At 60.8% G+C, this 24,278-nt stretch carries 27 protein-coding genes and 2 pseudogenes; 13 read left to right on the top strand and 16 right to left on the bottom strand.

The genetic code is table 11. From position 1 onward, the window contains the following. Positions 1–76: 76 nt before the first annotated feature. The 8 genes and pseudogenes from IPK17_RS16395 to IPK17_RS16365 form a co-directional block, all read right to left on the bottom strand. On the bottom strand, positions 77–3,208 hold the full coding sequence (locus IPK17_RS16395) for an oligopeptide/dipeptide ABC transporter ATP-binding protein (protein ID WP_343418764.1): 3,132 nt from the start codon (positions 3,206–3,208) through the stop codon (positions 77–79). After that, positions 3,205–4,227 carry an ABC transporter ATP-binding protein gene (locus tag IPK17_RS16390; RefSeq protein ID WP_343418763.1) on the bottom strand — a complete coding sequence of 341 codons (1,023 nt, stop codon included), beginning with the start codon at positions 4,225–4,227 and terminating at the stop codon, positions 3,205–3,207. The genes IPK17_RS16395 and IPK17_RS16390 overlap by 4 nt, the downstream gene beginning before the upstream one ends. Next, on the bottom strand, positions 4,228–5,133 hold the full coding sequence (locus IPK17_RS16385) for an ABC transporter permease (protein WP_343418762.1): 906 nt from the start codon (positions 5,131–5,133) through the stop codon (positions 4,228–4,230). It abuts the gene before it with no gap. Continuing rightward, the gene (locus tag IPK17_RS16380; protein ID WP_343418761.1) at positions 5,130–6,140 is read right to left on the bottom strand and encodes an ABC transporter permease; all 1,011 of its coding nucleotides are present in this window, start codon (positions 6,138–6,140) and stop codon (positions 5,130–5,132) included. Before IPK17_RS16380 ends, IPK17_RS16385 begins: the two co-directional genes overlap by 4 nt. A gap of 110 nt (positions 6,141–6,250) precedes the next feature. Continuing rightward, on the bottom strand, positions 6,251–7,453 hold the full coding sequence (locus IPK17_RS16375; RefSeq protein ID WP_343418760.1) for an ABC transporter substrate-binding protein: 1,203 nt from the start codon (positions 7,451–7,453) through the stop codon (positions 6,251–6,253). 43 nt (positions 7,454–7,496) lie between these two features. Beyond that, a pseudogene (locus IPK17_RS40590) lies at positions 7,497–7,553 on the bottom strand (hypothetical protein); the annotation flags it as partial. A 39-nt stretch (positions 7,554–7,592) separates the two neighbouring features. Then, complete coding sequence (locus tag IPK17_RS16370) at positions 7,593–7,814, bottom strand: hypothetical protein (RefSeq protein ID WP_343418759.1); 222 nt, start codon at positions 7,812–7,814, stop codon at positions 7,593–7,595. Positions 7,815–7,833: 19 nt separating this feature from the next. Then, entirely contained in the window at positions 7,834–8,541 is a 708-nt protein-coding gene (locus IPK17_RS16365) for an SDR family NAD(P)-dependent oxidoreductase (RefSeq protein ID WP_343418758.1), read from the bottom strand. Positions 8,542–8,671: 130 nt separating this feature from the next. Here IPK17_RS16365 and IPK17_RS16360 point away from each other — a divergent pair, with 130 nt between their 5' ends. Together IPK17_RS16360 and IPK17_RS16355 are read left to right on the top strand one after the other, a co-directional pair. Further along, a complete protein-coding gene (locus tag IPK17_RS16360; RefSeq protein ID WP_343418757.1) occupies positions 8,672–9,613 on the top strand; it encodes a helix-turn-helix domain-containing protein in 942 nt (313 codons plus the stop codon). A 212-nt stretch (positions 9,614–9,825) separates the two neighbouring features. After that, positions 9,826–10,638: a hypothetical protein gene (locus IPK17_RS16355; RefSeq protein ID WP_343418756.1), complete on the top strand. Its 813-nt coding sequence runs from the start codon at positions 9,826–9,828 to the stop codon at positions 10,636–10,638. Between the two features lie 55 nt (positions 10,639–10,693). Here IPK17_RS16355 and IPK17_RS16350 read toward each other — a convergent pair whose 3' ends face one another. Next, positions 10,694–11,674: an RNA polymerase subunit sigma-70 gene (locus IPK17_RS16350; protein WP_343418755.1), complete on the bottom strand. Its 981-nt coding sequence runs from the start codon at positions 11,672–11,674 to the stop codon at positions 10,694–10,696. Positions 11,675–11,810: 136 nt separating this feature from the next. On the opposite strand from IPK17_RS16350, the gene IPK17_RS16345 reads away from it, so the two are divergent. Together IPK17_RS16345 and IPK17_RS16340 are read left to right on the top strand one after the other, a co-directional pair. Further along, entirely contained in the window at positions 11,811–12,269 is a 459-nt protein-coding gene (locus IPK17_RS16345; protein ID WP_343418754.1) for an SRPBCC family protein, read from the top strand. A gap of 54 nt (positions 12,270–12,323) precedes the next feature. Continuing rightward, the gene (locus IPK17_RS16340) at positions 12,324–12,743 is read left to right on the top strand and encodes a DUF6855 family protein (protein ID WP_343418753.1); all 420 of its coding nucleotides are present in this window, start codon (positions 12,324–12,326) and stop codon (positions 12,741–12,743) included. Between the two features lie 78 nt (positions 12,744–12,821). Here IPK17_RS16340 and IPK17_RS16335 read toward each other — a convergent pair whose 3' ends face one another. Further along, positions 12,822–13,208, bottom strand: a complete 387-nt coding sequence (locus tag IPK17_RS16335) for a nuclear transport factor 2 family protein (RefSeq protein WP_343418752.1) — start codon at positions 13,206–13,208, stop codon at positions 12,822–12,824. 922 nt (positions 13,209–14,130) lie between these two features. Here IPK17_RS16335 and IPK17_RS16330 point away from each other — a divergent pair. The 4 genes and pseudogenes from IPK17_RS16330 (at position 14,131) to IPK17_RS16315 (ending at position 16,252) form a co-directional block, all read left to right on the top strand. Then, positions 14,131–14,715, top strand: a complete 585-nt coding sequence (locus tag IPK17_RS16330; protein WP_343418751.1) for a TetR/AcrR family transcriptional regulator — start codon at positions 14,131–14,133, stop codon at positions 14,713–14,715. A gap of 124 nt (positions 14,716–14,839) precedes the next feature. Continuing rightward, positions 14,840–15,499: pseudogene (locus IPK17_RS16325) on the top strand (cytochrome P450); the annotation flags it as partial. 34 nt (positions 15,500–15,533) lie between these two features. Further along, positions 15,534–16,103: a cytochrome P450 gene (locus IPK17_RS16320; protein WP_343418750.1), complete on the top strand. Its 570-nt coding sequence runs from the start codon at positions 15,534–15,536 to the stop codon at positions 16,101–16,103. Continuing rightward, positions 16,097–16,252 (top strand): hypothetical protein, encoded by a 156-nt coding sequence (locus tag IPK17_RS16315; RefSeq protein ID WP_343418749.1) that lies wholly within the window; start codon positions 16,097–16,099, stop codon positions 16,250–16,252. Before IPK17_RS16320 ends, IPK17_RS16315 begins: the two co-directional genes overlap by 7 nt. Positions 16,253–16,393: 141 nt before the next feature. Here IPK17_RS16315 and IPK17_RS16310 read toward each other — a convergent pair whose 3' ends face one another. Beyond that, the gene (locus IPK17_RS16310) at positions 16,394–16,690 is read right to left on the bottom strand and encodes a MoaD/ThiS family protein (protein WP_343418748.1); all 297 of its coding nucleotides are present in this window, start codon (positions 16,688–16,690) and stop codon (positions 16,394–16,396) included. Continuing rightward, positions 16,687–17,802 carry a WD40/YVTN/BNR-like repeat-containing protein gene (locus IPK17_RS16305; RefSeq protein WP_343418747.1) on the bottom strand — a complete coding sequence of 372 codons (1,116 nt, stop codon included), beginning with the start codon at positions 17,800–17,802 and terminating at the stop codon, positions 16,687–16,689. Before IPK17_RS16305 ends, IPK17_RS16310 begins: the two co-directional genes overlap by 4 nt. A 304-nt stretch (positions 17,803–18,106) precedes the next feature. Here IPK17_RS16305 and IPK17_RS16300 point away from each other — a divergent pair, with 304 nt between their 5' ends. The 3 genes from IPK17_RS16300 (at position 18,107) to IPK17_RS16290 (ending at position 21,677) form a co-directional block, all read left to right on the top strand. Continuing rightward, the gene (locus IPK17_RS16300; RefSeq protein ID WP_343418746.1) at positions 18,107–19,510 is read left to right on the top strand and encodes a hypothetical protein; all 1,404 of its coding nucleotides are present in this window, start codon (positions 18,107–18,109) and stop codon (positions 19,508–19,510) included. 275 nt (positions 19,511–19,785) lie between these two features. Further along, positions 19,786–20,805 carry a RecQ family ATP-dependent DNA helicase gene (locus IPK17_RS16295; RefSeq protein ID WP_343418745.1) on the top strand — a complete coding sequence of 340 codons (1,020 nt, stop codon included), beginning with the start codon at positions 19,786–19,788 and terminating at the stop codon, positions 20,803–20,805. Next, positions 20,787–21,677: a ComF family protein gene (locus IPK17_RS16290; protein WP_343418744.1), complete on the top strand. Its 891-nt coding sequence runs from the start codon at positions 20,787–20,789 to the stop codon at positions 21,675–21,677. Before IPK17_RS16295 ends, IPK17_RS16290 begins: the two co-directional genes overlap by 19 nt. 37 nt (positions 21,678–21,714) lie before the next feature. Here IPK17_RS16290 and IPK17_RS16285 read toward each other — a convergent pair whose 3' ends face one another. The 4 genes from IPK17_RS16285 to IPK17_RS16270 all read right to left on the bottom strand — a co-directional run bounded on the left by IPK17_RS16285 (position 21,715) and on the right by IPK17_RS16270 (position 23,287). Continuing rightward, positions 21,715–21,975 carry a hypothetical protein gene (locus IPK17_RS16285; protein ID WP_343418743.1) on the bottom strand — a complete coding sequence of 87 codons (261 nt, stop codon included), beginning with the start codon at positions 21,973–21,975 and terminating at the stop codon, positions 21,715–21,717. Next, on the bottom strand, positions 21,924–22,313 hold the full coding sequence (locus tag IPK17_RS16280; protein ID WP_343418742.1) for a hypothetical protein: 390 nt from the start codon (positions 22,311–22,313) through the stop codon (positions 21,924–21,926). Before IPK17_RS16280 ends, IPK17_RS16285 begins: the two co-directional genes overlap by 52 nt. 128 nt (positions 22,314–22,441) lie before the next feature. Next, a complete protein-coding gene (locus IPK17_RS16275) occupies positions 22,442–22,945 on the bottom strand; it encodes a hypothetical protein (RefSeq protein ID WP_343418741.1) in 504 nt (167 codons plus the stop codon). 63 nt (positions 22,946–23,008) lie between these two features. Beyond that, positions 23,009–23,287: a cupin domain-containing protein gene (locus tag IPK17_RS16270; RefSeq protein WP_343418740.1), complete on the bottom strand. Its 279-nt coding sequence runs from the start codon at positions 23,285–23,287 to the stop codon at positions 23,009–23,011. Between the two features lie 225 nt (positions 23,288–23,512). On the opposite strand from IPK17_RS16270, the gene IPK17_RS16265 reads away from it, so the two are divergent. Together IPK17_RS16265 and IPK17_RS16260 are read left to right on the top strand one after the other, a co-directional pair. After that, complete coding sequence (locus IPK17_RS16265) at positions 23,513–23,914, top strand: Crp/Fnr family transcriptional regulator (RefSeq protein WP_343418739.1); 402 nt, start codon at positions 23,513–23,515, stop codon at positions 23,912–23,914. Between the two features lie 55 nt (positions 23,915–23,969). Then, entirely contained in the window at positions 23,970–24,194 is a 225-nt protein-coding gene (locus tag IPK17_RS16260) for a helix-turn-helix domain-containing protein (protein ID WP_343418738.1), read from the top strand. Positions 24,195–24,278: the final 84 nt, after the last annotated feature.

Below are 24,278 nucleotides of genomic sequence, written 5' to 3'. Positions count from 1 at the left end.
TCGCGATCAGCGATCTTTGATGATTTCCAGCGTAAATGGGTCGACTTTGATCGGTTTGGTCGCCATGTTTGTTTCCCTATCCCAAGAAGCCAAAACGCTGCTTGCTGCTGCCGCTGCCCGCCGCTTCGACGTGCAGGAAACCGTACTTGTCCCGGTAGAACTGCTGATCAGGATACACGACCGTCGCCGACGATGCCTCTTCGATCACGGCGGGGCCGGGGATCGGCTTGCCGATAGGCAGCTGGTCGCGCTCGTAGATTGCCGTTTGTACGGCGCCCACGCCTTCGAAGTACACGGCGCGCGTCTCTTTGCGCGCGCGGCCTAAGCTCGCGCCGTCCGCCTTGATCGGCTTGATCTCCGCCTTGTTGACCATCCCAATGGCGGTCACATGGTAGCTGACCATCTCCAGCGGCGAGTCGAGGCGGAAAGTGAAGGCCTGTTCGTGCAAATCGTGGAACGCCACGCTGACCTTTTCCATCGCGGCGGGGGTGAGCGCGCCGTTGGGCACGGGCACTTTCACCGTGTGTTCCTGACCGAGATAGCGCATGTCGGCGTGCCGTTGAATGCGGATGCTCTCGCGGGCGATGTTTTCGGCTTCGAGGTTGTGCCGCGACTGCGCTTCCATTTCGTCGTACAGCCCGGTGATCGCCGTCAAGTCCGCGCCGTCGACGCGCATGATGCGGGTGCGCAGCGTGTCGATCTGCAAGTCGCTCATCAGCATGCCGAACGCCGAAAACACGCCGGGATACACGGGAATGACGACTTTCTTGCAGCGCAGTTCGCGCATCATTGCGCCCGCGTGCATGGGGCCGCCGCCGCCGAAGGCGACCAGCACGAAGTCACGCGGGTCGTAGCCGCGCCGCACCGAGATCAGCTTGATGGCGTTCATCTTGCCGAAGTCGGAAATGCGGATGATGCCGAGCGCCGCCTCTTCGATGCTGGTGTTGAAGCGTTCGGCAATCGGCTTGATGGCCTGCCGCGCTTTTTCGAGGCTGACTTTGAGCTCGCCGCCGAGGAAGTTGCGCGCATTCAAGCGACCGACGACCAGATTCGCGTCGGTGACGGTGGGTTGCGTGCCACCTTGATCGTAGCAGGCGGGGCCGGGAACCGCGCCCGCGCTGATCGGCCCGACGCGCAGCGCGCCCGCGTCATCGACATAGGCGATGCTGCCGCCGCCCGACCCGATTTCGACAATATCAATCGTCGGCACAAGGATCGGGTAGCCGGCGAATTCGCGCGTGTGCTCGATCTTGTACTCGGTCGTGATCTTGGGCTGGCCGCCTTCGATCAGCGAGGTTTTGGCCGTCGTGCCGCCCACGTCGAAGGCGATCACGTTCGGTTCGCCGATCAGGTCGCCGATGCGCGCCGACCCGATCACCCCGGCGACGGGGCCGGACTCGACCAGATTGATCGGCGTGCGTTTGGCGAGCGCGAAAGTCGCGCTGCCGCCGTTCGACTGCATGATGTGCAGCACGTCGCCCATGCGCTTCTGGTTGGTGAGCTGCGTTTCGAGGTTGTCGAGATACTTCTGCGCGGTCGGCAGGATGTAACTGTTGAAGACCGCCGTGCTCGTGCGCTCGTATTCGCGCCATTCGCCCGTCACCTGATGCGAGAGCGTGAAGGGGAGGCGCGGCGCGGTCTGGCGGATGATTTCGCCCGCTTCCAGCTCGTGATTTGGGTTGATGTAGGCATGCAGGAAGCACACGGCGATGCTCTCCACGCCCTCTTTGACCAACTGCGCGACCGCCTGCCGCATCTCTTCGCGATCCAGCGGGGTGAGGATGTCGCCCTTGTAGTTGAGGCGTTCGCTCACTTCGAGGCGCAGGCTGCGTTCGACGAACGGCTTGGGCTTGCTGTAGGCGAGGTTGTAGATGTCGGGGCGGTTGGAGCGCTGAATTTCCAGCACGTCGCGGAAACCGCGCGTCGTGATCAAGCCCGTTTTGACGCCTTTGCGCTCGGTCAGGGCGTTGATGACGACCGTTGTCCCATGCACAAAGAACGTCGTGCGCGCCGTATCCAGCCGATCTGACTTGTTGATGGTGTCGAGGATGCCCTGCGAGAAATCCTGGGGTGTGGTCGAGGCTTTGGCGACGGTGATTTCGCCCGTCTCCTCGTTGAGTACCACCAGATCGGTGAACGTGCCGCCAATGTCGGTGGCGATGCGGTAGCCTCTCATATGTTTTTGTCTCCGAACGGTATTGGCGTAGGGTTCCCCCGAGGCCGTGATGATGCCTAAGGGCAGGTTTTGCAATGCCAGATGACAGGCGGCGCGGTGGCCGCGCCAGACTTCATCGAGGGCGGGTTCTTCGGCTTTACACAGATCAATTTGCGCGGCGGGGCAGCGCGGGCTGAAACGGCAGCCCTGCCCGATGGCGCGCTGGCTGACTTCGCCTTGCAGGATGATTTCGCCGCGTTTCTGTTCGATTTTCGCTTCGGGCGCGGCGGAGAGCAGCGAAATGGTGTACGGGTGCTTGGGATCTTCGAAGATCTCGTGCGTCGGCGCGAGTTCGACGATGCGCCCCAGATACATGATGCCGATGCGGTCGCACACGTAGCGCAGCACGTTCAAATCGTGCGAGATGAACAGGTAGCTCAGGCCGAGTTCGTCGCGCAGTTTGAGCAGCAGATTCAGGATGGTCGCCTGCACCGACACATCGAGCGCGGAGGTCGGCTCGTCGAGAATCAGCAGCTTGGGGTTGAGCGCCAGCGCCCGCGCAATGCCGATGCGCTGCCGCTGCCCGCCGCTGAATTCGTGCGGGTAGCGGTCGAGGTGTTCTTCCTGCAAGCCGACCAACTGCAGCAGTTCGCGCAGGCGCTTCTCGCGGCTCGCCTCGTCGCCGATCTGGTGAATCTCCAGCGGTTCGAGGATCAGCTTGCGCACGTTCATGCGCGGGTCGAGCGCGGCGAATGGATTCTGAAACACGATCTGCATGGCTTCGCGGGCGCGGCGCAGTTCTTCTTCGCCGAGCGCCGCGAGGTCGCGCCCTTCGATCAGCACCTGCCCGGCGGTTGGCTCGATCAGGCGCAGGATGGCGCGCCCGACGGTCGTCTTACCGGAGCCGGATTCGCCCGCGATGCCGACCACTTCGCCCGGTTCGATGGTCAGGTCCACGTCGTCGACGGCCTTGATGTAGCTCGTACTGCGGCGTAACACGCCCTGCTGTACGGGAAAATAGACTTTGAGTCCTCGGACTTCCAGCAAACTCATGCGCGCCTCTCGTCCGTGTAGAGATAACAAGCGACTTCATGCCCGGCGCTGACGTGCGTGACGGCGGGCGGGTGGGAATGGCAATGGGACAGGCGGGCGGGGCAGCGCGGGTGAAAGCGGCAGCCCGTCGGCGGGTTGAGGAAGCTCGGCGGCGCGCCCGCAATGCCGCGCAGTTCGCCGCGTTCGATCTGATCGGTCGGGATGGCGGCGAGCAGCCCCCGCGTGTACGGGTGCTTGGGGTTCTCGAAGATGTCGCGCACTGTGCCGCTCTCCGCGACTGTGCCGCCGTACATCACCGTGATGCGGTCGCAGATGCGCGCCACTACGCCGAGATCATGCGTAATGACGATGGCGGACATGTGGCGTTCGCGCACCAGTTCCTGAATCAAGCGCAGGATTTGCGCCTGCATCGCCACATCGAGCGCGGTGGTTGGCTCGTCGGCGATCAGCAGGTCGGGATCGCCCGCTAAGGCGATGGCGATCAGCACGCGCTGCTTTTGCCCGCCGGAGAGTTGATGCCCGTAGCTGCCCATCCGCTGCGCCGCGTCGGGGATGCCCACGCGGTCGAGCAGGGCAATCGCTTCGTCGCGGGCTTGCTGGCGCTGTTTGCGATTCAGCCACTTGCCACCTGTGAGCAGCTTCCAGCCGGGGACGCCGTATTTCTGCACCAGCACCGCATCGATCAGCAGTTCGCCGATGGTGAACACCGGGTTGAGGTTGGTCGTCGGGTCTTGAAAGACCATGCCTAAGCGTTTGGCGCGGAACTTCTGGAGCGCGCGACCGCTTTTGGTCAGCACTTCTTCGCCTTCAAAGCGGACGCTGCCTTTGAGTACGCCGTTGGGCACCAGATGCGCAATGCTGAGCGCGGTCATGGTTTTGCCGCTGCCCGTCTCGCCGACGATGCCCAGAATTTCGCCGCGCTGGAGCGTCAAATCGACGCCGTCCAGCACGCGGGACACGCCGTCAAAGCCGCTGAATTCCAGTTTTAAGCCGCGAATATCGACCAGTGCGTCTACCATTTAGCGCCTCGTCTTCGGGTCGAGAATGTCGCGCAGACCGTCGCCGAGCAGGTTGAAGCCCAGCACGGTCGTGAACATGGCGACGCCGGGGACAATCGATGCCCACCACGCCTGCCGCAGCAAACCGCGCCCTTCGCTGATCATCACGCCCCATTCGGGAGTTGGCGCTTGCACGCCCACGCCGATGTAACCGAGCCCCGCCGCGACCAGAATCGCAAAGCCAATATCCATCGACGCTTTGACGATCACGGCAGAGAGGATATTCGGCAGAATGTGCCGGAAAATCGTGTGCCAGCGGCCACCGCCGAGTGCGCGCGTCGCTTCGATGAATTCGCGTTCACGCAGCGAGAGCACTTGTCCGCGTGTCAAACGGGCGTAACCCGGCCACCACACCAGCGCAATCGCGATCATGGCGTTGACCATGCCCGTGCCGAGCGCGGCGGCCATCGCCATCGCCAGCAGCAGCGCGGGCACGGTCAGGAAAATGTCGGTAATGCGCATGATCACTTCGTCGATCCAGCCGCCGAAAAAGCCGCTGATCGCGCCGAGCGGAATGCCGATCAAAATGGCGATGAGCAGCACAACAAGGCTGATGACCAATGATGTGCGCGTGGCGATCACCGTGCGGCTGAACACATCACGCCCGACGTCATCCGTGCCGAAGAAGTAGGTTTCGTTAGGCGCGGTCAGGCGGGCTTCCATGCGCGTGTTCCCGGTCGCATCTTCGGGGAAGGGCACAAGTTCCGGGCCGATGATGCCCACGAACAGCACGAACGCCACCATCACCAGACCGATGACCGAGAGCGGACTCTGGCGCAGGCGATAGAGCGCCAGCCGGAAAGCCTTATTGCTTTTGGGCGGCGTGACGGTGCTGCCGGGGCGGGGAAAACTCGTCTGAATGCTCATGAGGTGTACTTGATCCGCGGATCGAGCGTCAGATACAGGAAATCGGTCAGCAGGTTGACGACGACAATGGCAAAGCCGGTCAGCAACGTGACGCCCATGAGCGGCACGAAGTCTTTCGTCAAGGCGGCGGAGACCGCATAGTTGCCAATGCCGGGCCAGCTAAAAATGTTCTCCACCAGCACCGATCCGGTGAGCGTGTAGCCGAAGAACAGGCCGACTTGCGTCAGCGTGTTCAGCGAGGCATTTTTAAGTGCATATTTGAGGATCAGCACCGAGGTTGGGATGCCGACCGCGCGGGCGGTGCGGATGTAATCCGTGCCGAGCACGTCGAGCAGATCGGCGCGGACGGTGCGCGCAATCGTCGCCAGCGCGCCAAGCGATAAGCAGAACGCCGGGGCGATCAAGTAGCGCAGGGCGGTGCCGAAGGCCGGGAAGTTGAGCGTGAGCAATGAGTCGAGCGTGTAGAGGCCGGTGAGCGTCGTGGGCGGCGTGAGCAGGCGATCAAAGCGCCCGGTGAAGGGCAAAATCGTCAGCGTGAAGGCCAGCACCAACTGCAAGACAATCGCCAGCCAGAAGTTCGGAATGCTCACCATGCCGAGGCTGAACACGCGCGAAAGCTGGTCGGGCAGGCGGTCGCGGTAGACCGCAGCGATCAAGCCGAGTGGAACGCCAAGCACCACACCAATCCCCAGCGCCATGAGCACCAGTTCGAGCGTGGCGGGGAAGTAACGCGCGAGATCCGAGCCGACATCACGGCGCAGCACCACCGATGTGCCGAGGTCGCCGCGCAGCAGGTCGCCCATGTAGCGCAGATATTGTTCGACGAGCGGGCGATCATAGCCGTAGCGTTCGCGCAATTGCTGAATCTGCGCGTCCGACGCGCGGGGGCCAGCGGCCAGCAAAATCGGGATCGGCGGGGATGATGCGCGCGACGAAAAGGTCAGCATCGACAAGCCGACGAGGACGACGAGGGTGAGCGCGAGGCGCTGAAGGACAAGCCTGACCATAACACCGACCGGAACTGCAAGGCCGAAGCGAAACAAAGGAAATGCACGTTGAAGAGGTCAATCTTTTTGTAGGGGCAAGGCCAGCCCCTACGGTTAGATGTGTTCGAAAATCACCCGCCGACGGCGAAGAAGTAGAAGTCTTCCATCGACCCCATGACGGGCGAGTAGACCGCGCCATAGTTGCTCAGGCGCGGGCCGACGATGTGAGCTTCGGGCGTCGTGGCGATGAACAGGTTCGGCGCGTCCGCGGGGAGGAGCGCGACGGCCTGATCGTAGAGCGCGGCACGTTCTTCAGCGCCGACCGTGGCGCGGGCTTGTTCGAGCAGCGCGTCAACGGCGGGATTAGCGTAATGGCCGGGGTTCGTCCAGTTGCCCGCCAGCGACGAGTGGAACGACGCCCACAGGTAGTTGTCCGGGTCGGCGAAGGCGGTGCCGCTGTACAGCGGGAACAGATCGGGCGCAGTGGCGGGGTCGGCGAAGGTGGCGACCGCATCCGCCCACGCGACGGCGCTGATGGTCACGTCGATGCCGATTTCCGCGAGCGAGTCCTGCAGTACCAAACCAGTACGGCGTTCATCTTCGAGGCCGGTCACGTAGACGTATTCCAGCGCGACGCCGTCCGGGTAGGCCGAAGCGGCCAGCGCGGCGCGCGCCGCGTCGAGATCCTGATTGTACATGGGGGCGGCGTCACCGGAGAGCGACGGCGGCAGCGGGCCAGCGAGGCGCGTCCCACCGCCACCCCAGATCGCCAGCATGGCGTCGTAATCGACGGCGAAGGCGATGGCGCGGCGCAGGTTGGCGTCGGCGGTGGGGCCGTCCGCGGTGTTCATCTTGACATCGTACACGGTCAGCGTCGGGCCGGGGGCGACCGTAATACCGTTCACGCCGTTGAGCGCGACTGCATCATCGACCGACATCCAATCCACGAGATCCGCTTCGCCGCTTTCAATGCCGAGGCGGCGGGTGGACGCTTCACGAGTGACGACGCGCGTCACGGTGGTGGGATAGTTTTCGTTGGGCCAGCCGCGCCAGTAACCCGCGTTGGCGGTGAATTCGTAGAGTTCACCCGGACGCCACTGGGAAATGCTGAAGGGGCCAGAACCCGCGGACGCGTTCGTCAGGTAGGTCACGCCGTCATCGTCGCCGAGGTTGGCTTCGACGACTGCCGGATTGACGATGAACAGCCACGTCAGAATGTCGAGGAACGGGCCATACGGCTGTGTCAGCGCGAACTGCACGGTGTGTTCGTCGACGGCGGTCGTGCCGCCGGGGAGCCAGCACGCCCGTGAACGGACCCGCCCCGCCTTGTCCACCGCGCAGCAGACGTCCCGCCCAATAGACCACGGCTTCGGCTGTCAGCGGGCTGCCATCCTGAAACGCCCCATCCTGACGGAGGGTGACGGTATACGTCAGACCATCATCGGAGACGGTATAGGACTCTGCCAGCCACGGTTAGACGGTGGGCGGGTTGCCGACATAGCGGAACAGCGAGTCGTACAACTGCTTGAGGGTGCTGCCAATCGCCTGATCAAAGCCAACGGCCGGATCGATGGTGTAGAGTGCGACGAACGAGTACATGACGACAGAACGGGCACCCTGCGCGCCAATGGCAGACGCAGACAGCAAACCGATCACCACGACGAGTAACAAAAGGCGGAACAACCGTGTACGCATTGAAGACCTCCGGGTAACACTAATCGTAGAGTTCACTTTGGATCAAAAGCTCGCCGGTCATCGTGCCGCGGGGCAAATTGGCGATATGCCAGATGGTCTCGGCTATCGTCTCGGCGCTGATGACAAGATCGCGTGCGAAATCCGGCGTTGCTGACCAGCGCATCGGGGTATCGACGGGGCCGGGGCATAAAGCAGCGACGCGGATGCGTTCCGGGCGTAATTCGACGGCCAGCGACCGGGCGAAACCAACAACGCCCGCTTTGGCGGCTGAATACGCGGCAACTCCACCGTAACCACGCAGGGCGACTTTGGAGGAGATCAAAATGAGGCTGGGGTTGGCGCTGGTATGGACAAAACCGACCAGCTTGGTAACAGCCAGAATCGCCGTGCCTAAGTTGATGGCGATCGTGCGATTGAAGTCAGCAAAGGTGGTGTCTTCAATGGGCTTAATGAACGATTCGCCCGCGCAGTGGACGAGCAGATCCAGCGCTACCTGATCGGCGGTGAGCTGGGCGGTGAGCGCATCGAGCGCGGTTTCTTCGGTCAGGTCAGCCGGAAATACGTGACAGCTCCCGCCCGCTGCGCGAATCGCGTCCGCGGTGGTCTGGAGCTTGGCCTCCGTGCGCCCGACGAGGTAAACGGTGAGCCCGTGTCGCGCCAGCAGCAGAGCAGTGGTTTGCCCCATGCCTTGTCCAGCGCCAATCACTACAGCAGTCTGTAACGTCACAATGCCTGCTTTCGGGTTGCAGTCATTCAAAATATTACAAATGAACACTTGATGAGTTATGATTTGTGAGTATAGTGAGAGCAACGCTTTATGTCAATAAAGTTGCTGTTGTTGGATTAGAAATTCGGTGATGACACAAAAAACGACTTTTGGAACCGCCCTGCGCGCTTTTCGTCAGCGGGAAGGGATCGGCATTTTTGACCTAGCGGCGCGCCTCGGCTGGAAGGGGACGGGGCCGGTTATCGAATTGGAAAAAGGCCGGCGGCTGCCCCGTCCGTCGACCATTGACCGGCTCGGCGCGGCGCTGCGGCTGACGCCCTCCGATATCGCCTATCTGCGCGGACTGGCGGGTTATGGCAACATCACGCGCCTGCCACCCAAAGAGCAAATCATCGCCGTGCTGGAGACGGTCGCGGAACAAGTGCGTGATTATCAGTTTCCGCTGTACATCACGGACTTTCGCGGGCTGTATTGGCTGATCAACGAAAACGAAATCACCCTGCACGGGACGGACTACAGCACGCTCGAAGCGTCGATGCGCAGTTATCTGACGGTGTTCGACGCTATTTTCGATTCGCGGTTGGATGTGCGCGGACGGCTGGTCAACTGTGATCAGATCGAGCAGGAGCATGTCTTTCGCTTTAAGGCGCGTAACGCTTTCCGGCGGCATGAGCCGTTCTACGATGAGTACCCCGACGCTATGTCCGCGCGGCTTCTGCCTGAGGATTACGCGCATTTCCGCGCGGTGTGGGACCAAGTGGTGCTCGAACTCAGCCCGAACAAACTGCTGTTTCCGTTTGGCAACATGCAGCACGGGAGTGTCGATTTGACGATCAGCGTGACGGATAAGCAGGTGTTCAACTTTCAGCGCGTCGAACAGCAGATTTTGCACGTCGATGGCTTGTTCGACCTGATCTATTACCGCCCGGTCGGCACCGGGGTAGAACAGGACGCGACGTACGCCTATTTCGCGGCGCATCGTCCGATTTTAGCCCAACTGCGGCTGTGGGAATTAGTTGACATCGACGCGGTGATCGCGGCGTACAACCGGGATGTGACCGTCGAAGCGTAAGGCGGCTTACCCGATTTGCCGCTACTGATGCAGACGGTTGCTGGCAATTTGGCTTTAAAGACAAACAAGCAGTGTTATAAATCTCTGACTTAAGCTTTATCTGTGAAAGCATTGTTTTCGTAGATAATTACTCTATCGAAAAAGCTCTCTTAAGCCAGATACGATGTGGCGAATGGATTGGTTTTAGAACGAAGATGACATTGGAGAAGAACATGAAGCTCAAATCGATCATTCTAGCCGCAATTGTTATCGTAGTTAGCCAAATCGCGGTCATGGCACAAGTTGACCCTTCCAGTAGTTTTTCTGCCAGTAGCTTTGCAACTTGTAATGGGGCCGGGGGTGTTAATGTCTACGTTCGGGCTGATATTTATTGGACAATGACTGTTTATCGAGAATATGTCCTGACTACCGTTTCGGGCAACTACACGACTTCAGCAGCCAGCGCAACAAATACGGGTTGGACAACTGGCACACATCTCTTAAATGGCAGTAATCGTTGGTCAGAGTGGGATAAGATGTGGATTGGCACGGATTCATCGGGTGTCTTTGCGACCCAGCATTTTATTGAGTTTGATTGCACGGGTAAAAGCGCCGGGGCGGCGGCTGACGTCTACATCTGCAACGATTTCATTGGCAATGACCCGTATCTCTGTCCACCAGCAAGCGGAAGTTCCGGCCCCACCAGCGATAGTAACGGGCCTTTCCACTTTTCGGATGGTCGCCTCAATGCGTATGATGTTGCCGCGCCGGTTGTCGTTTATCCGTGGGAACAGGCCACGGGTCTCGGCGTAGCCATCTACAGCCCTCAAGGCGCAGCCCTCTTGTTTGTGAGCGCCGCCGAATTAGGCGAATGCCCGAGCGAAAACACCTTAATTGCGGCCAATGAGAGCGCCCAAGTTTGGGTTTATCGCCTCAGTTCGTGCGACTATCAAATTCGAGCCACGCAGACCAACGGTAAAACCTACGTCTTGCACTTTACTAGCATTGGCAGTTCCGTCGAGTATAGGTCCCACGAAATCGAGTAGCCCACAAAACCCGACCTCCAAGTGTCGGAGGCCGGGTTTGATTCCTAGCGCTGGACTAGATGCGGGCGGGCAATCCGAAGCGCGGCACGAGATCCGGCTTGCGGAAGGTGATAATGTCGCTGATCCTGTCACCGGCAAACGTCACGATTTGAATGCCATAGGCCGCATAACATGCGTCCCCGCGCCGGTACAGCCCAAAGGCGATCTGGCCGTTCGCGCGGGCGGGCAGCAAGCGCCAGAGTCCCGGTTGCCCCGCAAAGACGCGCGCGCCGACGATTTGGTGAATCGCCGCTGTGCCCTGATACCACGAGGGGATCGGTGGCATGCTGAAGGTCGCGTCGGCGCGCAGCAGGTCGATCAGCGCGTCCACATCGGCAGTTTCCCACGCCCGGACATACGCTTCCAGCTGCGCCATCAGCGCCGCGTTGTCGGAACGCAGTGGCCCCTCCTGAATTTCTTGAAATTCGATTTCGGCGGCGATCGCTGAACGCGCCCGATGCAGCGCGCTTTTGACCGCTGAAACGGTTGTCTCCAACAATGCCGCAATCTCCGCTGCGCTCCAGTCGAGCACATCGCTGAGCAGCAGTACGGCGCGCTGGCGGGGTGGTAGCAGTTGGAGCGCTGCCAGAAACGCGATGCTCACCGTTTCGCGGGTGACGACCTGCTGTTCGGGATGCGCCGCATCCCACGGAATGAGATCATCAGGATACGGATCGAGCCAGATGGGTTCGAGGATTGGCGGTGGGACAGAGTCGCCGCTCGGCTCGGCATCCCGCAGCGTTTTGGGGATCACGCGCCGCCGCGTTTTCTTGAGTGCGTCGAGGCAGACATTAGTCGCGATTTTGTAGAGCCACGCCCGCGCGGAGATGTCTTCCGTGTAGGTTTCACGGCGTTTCCACGCCCGCAGCAAGGTTTCCTGCACCATGTCTTCGGCATCTTGCAGCGAACCGAGCAGGCGATAGCAGTGGACTTGCAGTTCCCGGCGGTAGGGTTCGACGGTGCTGCCAAACTCGTGTTGATTTAGTTCAGTGAGCATACCGATTCCTTCTGGCGAGCGCTGGAGTGCCTGACGATGAGTGTGCTGTGGATCGTATAGTGAACTGGAAAACAGCGCATCCTTTGACACATCTCTGTCGTTACATAACGATCGAATGTGAGCAAAAGGATGAGGAATGCCGAAAGATGGTCAAGCCACCACCTCGAAAACGCTGTTTCGGATGCAAGTGGGCGTCCAGATCAATGTGAAAGCGCCGCCGGAACGCATCTGGGCACTGCTGACCAATGCCCAGCAGTTTCCCACCTGGAATTCGACGATCACGAGCATTGATGGCAAGATCGCCCCCGGCGAAACCATCCGCTTGAAATCGACGAGTTCGGAGCGGATTTTCAAGCTGAAAGTCGCCAAATTTGAGCCGAATGCCCACATGCTGTGGCAAGATGGAGCGGCGCCGATGTTCAAGGGTGAACGGCGCTTCACCCTCACCCCCAAAGGCAGCGGCAGCACGGAGTTCGCGATGGAGGAAAGCTTCTCCGGCTTGATGCTGCCGATGATCGCCGGCTCACTCCTGGATTTTCGTCCCATATTTGAACGTTACGCCGCTGATTTGAAGGCGGCGGCTGAGCGCGCGTAAGCGCCTTGAATAATTCTGGCATAGTATAGAAGAACAGCATAAAGGGAGCATAAGATGAGCGAACAGAACGCCAAAGGAACCGGGACGCAGGCTGATCCGTGGGTGTTGAAGACGCCGCCGGGAACGTCGGACTACACGCTGTATAAGGATGAGAGCAAAGATCCGCCGGTGCTGGTGTGCACAGTCGGCACAACCACGCTGTTCTACGATCTGCGCTGCATCAATGACCTGCACGCGATGCTCAAAGCGCACGGCGACTGGATGGAGCTGGGCAGCGCCGACGAGCAAAAGCCGGCCAAAGAGGGGACGGTCGAAGCGTGGGGGCGGTCGCCTGACAATCCGGTCGGCGGGTGGTATGGGCTCAAAAAAGGACTGCGCGGTCGCTTCGGCATGTATATTCCGCCGCTGCTCGAAGCGCTAGGGCTCGCCGAAGTCGAGCACAATGCGCGCGGCAACCGGATGCGGGCGCTCTAACTGACTGACTCCTCAAATACAGTCTGCCATGGGCGCAAGTGGTGGTCATGGCAGACTGGCTCGACTCCCTGTATGGCTTTAAAACATCGTGTTATTGTTCGCCGCGGTGGCCGGGATGGCTTGCAGCACGTCCCAGTGCTCGACGACCTTGCCATTGTCATCCACGCGAAAAATGTCGATCCCCGCCCAGTCGCTGTCGCCGGGCCACTGCTGGTAGCAGTGCAGCACGACGTAATTGCCTTCGGCAATCACCCGGCGGAACTCAACGCGCTTGCCCGGATACTCCTGCGCCATGTGTGTGAAGTACGCGATGAAGGCCTCTTTCCCGTCCGGCACCGCCGGATTGTGCTGGATGTACTGATCACCGCTGTAAAGTGCCATGGCTTCAGCCGGTTTACACTGGTTGAACATGAGATCATAGAAGGCGATCACGGTTTGTTTGTTGCGCTCAAGTTGGTCGGTCATGGCTGTCCTCCTCAAGGATCGATTCATTGCGGACGGAGTCCGCGCACGGGCGGATCCCGACGATAACGTTCCACACACTTCGGCTGGCTAGGGGGGGGGCCCCCCCCGGTCGGGGGGGGGCGCCCCCGCCCCCCCCCCCCCTCCCGGGGCGCGGCGGGGGGTGGGGGGGGGGGGGGGGGGGGGGGGGGGGGGGGGGGGGCCGCGGCCGGGGGGGGCGCCGGGGGGGCGGGGGGCGGGGGGCCCCGCCGGGGGGCGCGGGGGGGGGGGGGGGGGGGGGGCCCCGGGGGTGGGGGGGGGGGGGGGGGGGGGGGGGGGGGGGGGGGGGGGGGGGGGGGGCGCCGGGGGGCGGGGGGGCGCCCCGGGGGGGGCCCGGCAAGGGGCGCCCGAAAGAGGGGGGAGGGGGGGGGGGGGGGGGGGGGGGGGGGGAAGGGGGCGGGGGGGCGGGGGGGGGGGGCGGGGGGGGGGCGGTGGGGGGGGGGGGGGGGGGGCGCGCCCCCCGCCGGGGGCGGCCCCCGCGGGGGCGGGGGGGGGGCGGGGGGGGGGGGGGGGGGGGGGCGGGCCGGGGGGGGGGGTGGTTTGGGTGGGGGGGGGCCCGGGGGGGGGGCCGGGCGGCCGCCCCCCCCCCCCCCCCCGCCCGGGTGGTGGGGGGGGGGGGGGGCGCCCCGCGGGGGGTTTTTGTTGTTTTTTGGTTGGGGGGGGGGGCCCCCCTTGGGGGGGGGGGGCCCCCCCCCCCCGGCGCCGGGGCGGCGCCGGCGGGGGGGGGGGGGGGGGCGGGGGTCTTCCTTTCTCTCCTCCCCCCCCTCCCCTGCCCCCCCGGGTCGGTCCGGCCGGGGTTTTCCTTTTGTCGGCCTAGGTAGGCTAGATGCTGGCAGTATAACACTGTTAGAATAGCCATTAAACAGAGGGTGAAAGAGTCGTTGAAATGCCACGACCACGCGAATTTGACAAAGACGAAGTGATCAGCCGGGCGATGCGGCTGTTCTGGGAACGCGGCTATGAAGCGACATCAATCCGTGACTTGATCGACGCGACGGGCATTAGCAGCAGCAGCATGTATGAGGTTTTCGGCGACAAACGGGGACTGTTCCTCGCGACGCTAGCCCGCTTTTGCGAACAGGAACGCGCGCAGATCGCGCAGATGGCGCTTGACGAGCCCGAGCCTGACGAGTTCATCAGCCGCCTGTTTGGCTCAATTGAGCACGCCATCCACTCGCAGTCGCCTGCGCAAGGTTCACTGGCGTTTAACGCGATGGTCGAATTCGGCACACGTGACCCGGATGTGACTCCGTTGCTGCTCACCCACTATTTCGGCATCGCCCAGATCATCGCGGATGTGATCCGGCAGGGACAGCTTGACGGGGCTGTCAGCAGCGGTCAAGACCCGCGCGATCTCGCGTATGCCATCCTGAGCGCGCTGCATGGCCTCGCCACCGTGAAGGGTGTGAAGCCAGATTACCCGCATGCCCCGGCCATCACTCAGATCATTATCCAACTACTGCATTTGTAGGAATTTTACCAATCCCTAAGCTTTCTCCGGCCTAACCTCTGCTACAATTGCGTCTATTCTGAAACGATTGTTTCAAAACCAATCAACTTCGCACACTGTACAGTCAGTAGTAGAGGGCGTGAGCATGACAGTTACTGTTCCTCCGATGGTCTCGGGCGGATGGCCGGTGATCGGGCATCTGGTCGAGATGCTGCGGAATCGCGAGGCATTATTCAAACGCGGGTATGCCGAACACGGCGATCTGTTTGCGATCAAGCTCGGGCCGCAGCCCGTTCTGGTGATCAGCGGCGCTGAACACAACAAAGTGTTCTATACCGAAACCGATAAGGCATTGAATATGCAGGAGGGGTACGCCTTCCTGAAGGCATCGATCGGCGAAGTGCTGTTCACGGCCAGCGCGGAAGCGTATTACAACCAGCGGCCGCTGCTGCAGGAAATCTTCAAGCGGGAACGGATGACGGGCTACATTGAAGCCATGAATGCCGAAGTGCAGGGGTGGTTGGACTCGCTCGGTCAATCCGGCGAGCTGGATGTGACCAAGGAAATGCTGCGGTTGACACAGTATGTTGCCGGACGCGCCCTGATCGGTCAGGCTTTTGCGCAGGAATTGGGCGACGAATTCTGGCAGGAATACGCCGCGATCAGCGCCTCGCTCGACCCGGTGCTGCCGCCCAATCTCCCGCTGCCCAAGTTCAAGCGCCGCGACCGGGCCAAGCAGAAGATCAGCGCAACGCTCAAACAGGTAATCGAGACACGACGTCAGCATCCCGGTGAGTACGACGACCTCATCACGATCCTGCTCGCGACGCCGCTCAAAGATGGCACCTTCCTGCCCGGAAGAACAGATCGTCACGATTTTCATGGGGCTGCTGTTCGCTGGTCACGAGACGACCGCCGGGCAAGCCGCGTGGCTCGTCGCGCTACTGCTGCAAAACCGGGAGTATCTGGGGTTGGTACAGGCGGAAATTCGGCAGAATGTCGCTTACGGCGGTCTGGTCGACGCCAACGTGCTGCACAAACTTGAGCACATGTACTGGGCCATCGACGAGACGACGCGCCTGCGTCCGTCCGCCGACACGCAGATTCGCACGGTCACGACGCCGCTGCAAGTCGGCGGGTACGAAATTCCGGCGGGCTGGCGGCTCATGGTCAGCGCGGCGACTTCACATGTGAAAGCCGACGTGTTCGCTAACCCCGACCAGTTTGACCCGCATCGTTACGCGCCGGAACGTGGCGAGGGCAAAAACCCGTTTGCGATTGTTGGCTTCGGCGGTGGCATTCACAAATGCACGGGCATGAACTTCGCCAAGAATGAAATGGCGATCATCACCGCGCTGCTGTTCCAGCAATTTGACGTGGAGCTCCTCTCAAGGAAATCCATGTGGTGACCGGCAACGGCGCGGATCACCCGTCGGAAGTGCGCGTGCGCTACCAGCGCAAGCCGCTTAGCGAATTGACCGACGCCGCGACGATCCGCAAGGCGGTCGCTGCTGGATGTCCGCATGTGCGTCAACACGCCGCCGCCGAGCAGAACTGACCTCAAACGCAACGGACGCCCAACTTGGCGTCCGTTTTTGTATTCGGCGGCTACCATACTGAAGGTAACCGACCAGGTATTTATTGTCGGTCCGAGACCCGCATCGACCTGATGTGGGCTTGTCCCTACACATCGGTTATTTTACCCGCCGGCCATTGCCCCGATGATGCGGAACGGTTCTTTGCCCGCTGCAACTTCCGCGGGTACGGCAGCGTCTCGTGACTCGTGTGAAATGTCTTCGCCACAGGCAAAAAAGCGGACGAAGGCGCGGCGCTCTTTGGTCACATGGTCGCGAATCGTGCCGCGCAGCATGGGATACGCCGCCTCCAACGTGTCGAGAATCGCCCGCTGCGTAATCGGCTCCTCGACGTGGAGCTCAACCGCGCCGGACACGCGCGCCAGCGTGCGGAGGTGGGTGGGCAGCGTCACGGTAATCATGATAGAACTTGCACCTCAACTGAAAGCACCGGGGGCAGGTCGTGGACAATCGCCTGCCAGTTATCGCCTGAATCGGCGGACACGTACACCTGACCGCCCGTCGTGCCGAAGTAGACGCCGCACGAAGCGAGCGAGTCGATGGCCAGCGCATTGCGCAGCACGTTCACATAGCAGTCGCTTTGCGGCAGACCGTTGGTGAGCGCTTCCCATTCGTTGCCGCCGGAACGACTGCGATACACGCGCAGCTTGCCGTCGGGCGGGAAGTGATGCGAGTCGCTGGTAATCGGCACGACGTAGATCGTGTTCGGTTCGTGCGCATGGACGCCGATCGGGAAGCCAAAATCGCTCGGCAGGTTGCCACTAATTTCGTGCCACGAGTCGCCGCCGTTGTCCGAGCGCATCACATCCCAGTGTTTTTGCATGAACAGAATATTGGGGCGGGACGGATGCATAGCGATGCTGTGGACACAGTGACCGACTTCGGCGGTGGCGTCCGGCAGTTCATAATCCGATTTCAGCCCCTCGTTGACCGCGCGCCACGTTTGGCCGCCATCGTCACTGCGGAACGCGCCCGCCGCCGAAATCGCGACGAAGATGCGCTTCGGATCATCCTTGCTGAGCACGATGGTATGCAGGCACAGGCCGCCCGCGCCGGGCTGCCACAGATTAGCCTTCACATCGCGTAAGCCGGAAAGTTCCTGCCACGATTTGCCACCGTCATTCGAGTGAAAGAGGGCGGCATCCTCAACGCCCGCATAGAGCGAGTCCGGGTTGGTCGGCGACGGTTCGAGATGCCAGACGCGCTTGAATTCCCATGGATGCTGCGTGCCGTCGTACCACTGATGCGTGCCGGGAACGCCAGCATAGGCGAATTCATTGTTCATCGTTTCCCAGGTCTTGCCGGCATCGTCGGACCGCTGAATGACTTGTCCGAACCAACCGCCCGATTGCGAAACGTACAGCCGATTGGGATCGCTCGGTGTCCCGGTGATGTGATAGATTTCCCAGCCGGGAAAGTGTGGGCCTTCGACCGTCCAGTCTTTGCGCTGTTCGTTTGAACGCAGTACGAAAGCGCCCTTGCGTGTGCCAACCAGTACACGGACTTCGCTCATATGACTACCCCTTGAGATGCGTATTAGGCAGACAACAGCATAGAACAATTGTTCCTTTTAGTCAAGCAGGTTGCGCACAAATGAGCGGAATTTGTATGTTGTACGTTAAATAGCGTATAGTGATAGGACACGAGTCCCACGACAATCAGTTGACTAGGCCGCTGCCCGGTGAGGTACAGAGTTCGTTCGTCGATCTCCGCGACTATCTCCGCTCGCTTGGTCTTGATGTCCCAACCGCTGCCCTTATCGTTGGCTCGTGTAAGTCCATTTCGACCGTCGCATAAGGGGTAGAGGGTGTAGTCACATGCAGCAAACGTCGAACAGCAGTAGTAACGTTATTCTCAAATTTCTACTCGCTTCCCTCCTTGTTTATGCCCTGATGGGTGTGTTTTCGGGCGTGCCTGCCAGCGCGGATTTCACCGCGTTCATCGCGGGGCTCATCATTCTATTTGTCGGGCTGGTGGTGCTGCTCAGTTTCGGGTGGTATGCCGTCGTCAAACCGCTGCCCGTGCCGCTCGCGCCGAGCAAGAACCTGCCGCTGCCGCGTGAACTGCGTCAGGGCGTGGCGCTGGCGCTCACCCTGCTGAACACCGTGGGCATCATCGGCGGTCTGTGGGATGTGACGTGGCATGTGCGTTCCGGCTTGCCGTTTGGCGAAGACTTCTTCTGGGAGCCGCACCAGTTCATCTATGTCGCGCTGATCGTGCCGATTCTCATCGGCGGCTTTTTGTGGGTGCGCGTGCTGCGGAACAGCAGCGGCACGCTGCGTCAGCGCCTGCAAGCCGATATTCCGGTGACGTTGATCATCTTCGGCAGCATGTTGAGCCTGTTCACACTCCCCGCCGATCCCCTGTGGCATGTCCTGTATGGCGAAGACCTGACCGGCATGAGCGTGCCGCACCTCGTGTTCAGCGTGTCGAGCACCATCACGGCGGTCGGCGTGTTGAGCATTCTGCTCTCGTATACGCCCGCCCGACAGACATGGGCGAGTATTCTTAACCTCAGCCGCCTCGAACTGCTGATCGTGTTTTCGCTGGCGCTGATGTTCGTCTCGCTGCTCATTCCCATGCTCGGTGACTGGGAAGCCGTGGTGCTCGCACCGGATACGCTCCCGCGTCTGCCCGCCTTGGTCGAAGCGCGTCCCGATTGGGCGCTGCCGTTCCTCGCCGCGTTTGCCGCGTTGTTCCCGACCACCATGGCCCTGCATATCACCAAACGCTTCGGCATGGCGACGTTCCTGTGGCTGATCGCGTCGGTCGTGCGCAGTGGTTCGTTTCTGTTCCTCGGCTATGGGGATACCGGGCTGTCAACGATGCTGCTGACGCTGCCGTTGGTCATTGCGCTGGATGTCGCCGTCTGGTATCGCGTTTCACGCGGGCAGGCGCTGAGCCCGATCTTCACGGCGCTTGTGGTCACCGTTGTGGGCACGGTGGCCGTGCTCCCGCAGATTCCGCTGTGGTTTACCATTCCGATTCTCAGCGCCAGCAATGTGCCGCTGATGATTCCGGCGCTGTTTGTCGGGGCATTCGTCTCCACGTGGATGGCTGGCCGACTCGGCGACGTTGTCGCCACCACGCCGCGCTTTGCCCAGCTCGCCGAACAACCGATCATTGTGCGGTCGGTGGCGCGCCTGGTCTCCGTCGCGGCGGTCGTCATCGCCGTGATTGCGGCCTTCTTCATCGTCACCTCGACGATGCCGGGCGCGTAGCCTAAAGTGTAAATCGGGGCAGCCTACCGATGTCGGCGGGCTGCCCCGGACTCCACGAACGCTGACACTCCATAACATCCCCTCTAGCTATAGTATAATTTGATGCCGTGATCCTTAGAGTCAGTCGACGACATGGTTAATTCTCTACGTACCCAAGCAGAACAGTGGTTGCAGTCCACCCTCGGCGCTCAGGCGCATTTTCGCGATGGTCAATGGGAAGCGATTGAGGCGCTGGTGGTCAATCGTCAGCGGGTGTTGGTGGTGCAGCGCACCGGGTGGGGCAAAGTCTCGTCTATTTCATGGCGACGCGCTTGCTGCGCGCTCAGGGTGCGGGCGTCACGATCCTGATCAGTCCGCTGCTCTCGCTGATGCGCAACCAGATCGACTCGGCGGCGCAGTGGGGACTGCGCGCCGCCACCATCAACAGCGATAACGCGGACGAACACCCGATCATCGAGCAGGATTTATTGAACGGTGAGATCGATTTGCTGCTGATATCCCCCGAACGGCTCGCCAATGATCGCTTTCAGGCGCAGGTCTGGTCGGTGCTGCGGGAGCAGGTCGGCTTGCTGGTGGTCGATGAGGCGCACTGTATTTCGGATTGGGGCCACGACTTCCGCCCGAATTATCGCCGGATTATGAATCTGCTGGATGAAATCCCCGCGCACACGCCCGTGATCGGTACAACGGCGACGGCGAATGATCGCGTAGTCAAGGATGTGGCCGAAATCCTCGGTACGGGGATTCACATCCAGCGCGGCTCGCTTACCCGCGACAGTCTCGCCCTCTATGTCTATCCCGAGGCGCTGGATGCTGCGACCCGGCTCACGCTGCTGTCGCATCTTCTGCGCACTATTCCCGGCAGCGGCATCATCTACTGTACGACGACGCGCGACTGCCGCTTGGTCGCGGATTGGCTGAAAGCTGACGGGCTGAACGTCAAACCCTATTACGCCGACGTCGAAGCGCAGGAAGCCGAAGACCGTGCCGAACTTGAACAGCAGTTGATGAATAATCAGGTCAAGGCGCTGGTCTCCAGCGTCGCTTTAGGCATGGGCTTTGATAAGAGCGATCTGCATTTTGTCATCCATTATCAACTGCCGGGGAATATCATCAGTTACTACCAGCAGATCGGGCGCGCAGGCCGGGGGATCGACAAAGCCTACATCGTCCTGATGCACGGTCCCGGCGATGAAGATATTCAGCGCTATTTCATCGATACTGCCTTTCCCACGCCCCAACAGGTCAATTCGGCGATGTCAATGCGCGCCTGTCGGTGCTGGAGAAAATCCTGACGCATCTGGAAGTTGAACGGATCATCGAAAAGCGTGACTCGGCCTATGTGCTGCTGAAGACCGATACACAGCCAGACTATGCGCGCTGGGAGTCGGTCACCCAGATGCGCTATGCAGAGCTGCGCCACATGCAAGCCTATACGCGCGAAGCGGGCTGCCTGATGCATTTCATCGCGGCGGCACTCGATGATCCGCAGCCGCCGCAGCGCTGTGGTCGCTGTAAAAACTGCACCGGGGTAAGTAGCAAGTTCCAGCCGGACAATCAAGCCATTGTTCGCGCGCAGCAGTTTTTGCGGCAGGGTAAACCGCTGACATTTGAACCGCGCCGCCGCTGGTCAGCCGGGCTGCCGGGCATCGCCAAAACGACAGACATGCGCGTGAATCAGCCGGGATTGGCGCTGTGCGTCTATTTTGACGATGGGTATGGCGCGCTCGTGCGCGCTGACCGGGGGCGCGGTTTGCGCTACGATGAGGCGCTCGTCGAGGCATCCGCGCTCGCTTTACGTGCACACCTACGTTCGCTGTCAACGCCACCCAGACTCATCGTCCCCGTGCCGTCGCTGCGCCGCCCCCAGTTGGTGACCGAGTTCGCCGAACGCCTCGCCCAGAAAGTCGGCTTGCCAGTGGTGCAGGCGCTGGAACATACGGCCCAGCATCCGCCGCAAACGGAAATGCGCAACAGCTATCAGCAGGCGCTCAACGTGCTAGAGCGGTTTGCGGTGGTCAAACGCCTGCAAGGTGAAACAATTTTGTTGGTGGATGATATTGCCGACTCGCGGTGGACGTTGACCGTGCTCGGCGATTTGCTCCAGCGTTCAGGCGCGGGAGCAGTGCATCCGTTTGTCATCGCGGTGACGAATACGTCGGATTAGGCGCTTGAGCCAACCCGGATAGGCTGAAATTACCGCTTCAATTGACCGGTGGGCTGTCGAGCACTGGCGGCTCAAATTTTGTGCCTGCAATCTCTGCGAACCCGGTACGGACAATTTGCCAGACTTCATAGGCAAGTGGCAGCATAGACGCGAACCACAATCCATACGCCGCGCCGTGTAACACCAGCTGCGCAGCCCGCAGGAAAATGCCGAGCCACAGCAGGACTCCGCCGAGATGCACAGCGATCAGGCTGAACCAATTGCCACCGAGCTTGGGCGGCGCTTTGGGCGCGAGCATGCGTCGGAACACCAGCGGATGATCGCAGAGCCGAACTGAAGTACCCAACCGTAGATGAGGGCTTGCGGCGCGTTTTGTTCGATGCCCGCACCGGGGAATCCCGGCACTCCGAGGATGATAAGCGGGGCAACCATAACTGGCGCGAGAATCCACGCGTAAGCGGTGACCAAATGCAGCATCCCCGCTGACCACGTGCTGCGCTCTCCCCAGAGCGGCTTGACAACCTTGATCAGCAGCCAGATGGTCGCCGAGAGGTGGAGGATCAGCCCCGGTACAGAGAATAGATCCGATTGTACCCACGGCCCCAGAACCAGACCGAGCGCACCAAACGTCATCATCCAGAAAACTGGTGATCGAACGCGGCCACTGTAATGAACGCCCGGTGAAACTTGGATAGAGATCGACCAGCAGCAGTCCGGCGAAGATCAACGACATGAAACCCCAGTTATTCGCGTGGATGTGAACTTCAATCGGCACTTGATTTGCAGCCACGCGCTCCAGCCTGCCATAAGCCTGTGCCACGGTAATACCCACGAGCAGGTAGACGAGCCCCATGGCGTAAAATTTCCGTCCGGCCGGAGGGGTGCGTCACAGCACCCGGATCGCGCAGTTGACCCAGCTGGATGATGAGCAGGATGGCCGCGGCGAAGATCAGCCCTCCACCAATGGTGATCAGAGCGCCGTTGATCATGGGAATGCCCACCAGCAAAATCAGCAGTCCGAGATTCAGTGTGAGCCAGATGTCCCACCGGAATTGGGGACGTGGCAGTTTGATGCGTGCTGCCGCGACCAGCGGCAGGATGCCAAAAGCGAACTCCGTCAGCGCGCCTAGGGTAATTAAATGCACCCGTATCCAGCGTAATCCCGCAAACGCGGGCAGGAACTGGAAGTTAACCAGCGAGGCATCCAACGCGCCGAGAACGGCAAGGGCAAGGTAAAGAAAGGTCATGAGAACATACGGGTTGAACACGCGGTTCCTCCTCTGATGGGCTGTGTTTGGGTTTAGCGAAAGCGTGAAATGTTGACTGAGCAGCTATTCGGCTTTGGACATCCGGGTGGCCAGAAACGCCAAGCGAGTTTCTGCCTCAATTCCGCGTTTAGCGCCGTTGGGGGTGATGATGATCGTTCCCGCGCTGACGGGATGCCGTTCATCGTCAACGATCATCCAGCCCGTGCCTTCAAGAAAGTGGTAGATCGCCAACGTCTGCGGATGCGGAGGCAGCTTTTGCCCGGCTTCGAGGCCGACGATCACGACTTTGACCTGCGTGTTCTCCACGAGTGTTTGCGCCGCGGACCATCCGGTGCGAAACAACGGTCGTCTGCCAGTTGGGATACCCCATGGCTGACATGTGGCTCCTCTGCTCTGCTGCTGGCGGGTAATGTGATTGGTGGTGTTCGACTTTTGTATCCGGACAGCATAGGTTGGAGTTGGTCGGCTGTCTTCGACTTTGTCGAATTTGACCCGGATGAAACTTGTTGACCGAATCCGTCTGGGCGATAATGAGCGGCCTGAACAAAATAGGTGTCTAGGAACACAATGGATGTGACCGATGAGGCGCTACGCGCCTTAACAGCGGTTCCCTACCTCACTGATGTTGATGCATCTCTCGTGAAAATGATTGCTGCGCGCGCTGTGCGGCAAGAATATGCTGCGGGGCAGGTGGTGCTTCTGGAAGGATCACCAGAAGTTGCGATCTATATCGTGCAGCGTGGGTGGCTTAAGGCCGTGAAGATGTCGCTCGATGGTAGGAGCAGGTGCTTCCGCATCGGCGTAGGGGAGGCATTCAACGCGATTGGCGTGTTTATCGAATCGACCAATCCGGCGACGGTCGTTACGCTCGAAGCGGCAACGGTATGGGTCATCCAGAAAGAGGATATGCTGAAATTGCTGGATGAATCTCCCAACGGCGCGCGTCGTCATTCGGCGCCTCGCGGTTAGGTGCAGTGCAGGGTGGTCGCGATAATTCGAAGATCTTTCGCTGCGCACGATTGAAGTGCGGCTCGCGCGTTATCTCATCGAACAATCGACTGCTGAGCAGCTGCACCGACCCCGCTGGGCAACTCAAGCGGAGTTGGCAAATCGGCTCGGCACTGTCCCGGATGTGCTCAACCGCACCCTGCGAAATTTAGCCAAGGAGAAGCTGATTTTGGTCAAGCGCCAGCAGATCCAGATTCTCGACTACAAGGGACTAGCAGCAAAAGCTGGATTAGAAACGTGATCTCAGTGCGTCACGAAAGTTAACCTTCAACTCGCCCTGACTTGCGGCGTTCGAATGGGATTACCCCGCGGCTAGGATTTTGGC

Source organism: Candidatus Flexifilum breve (genome assembly GCF_016713355.1).
Note: the sequence above shows the minus strand (reverse complement) of the source record. Positions and strands in the feature narration are given on the sequence as shown.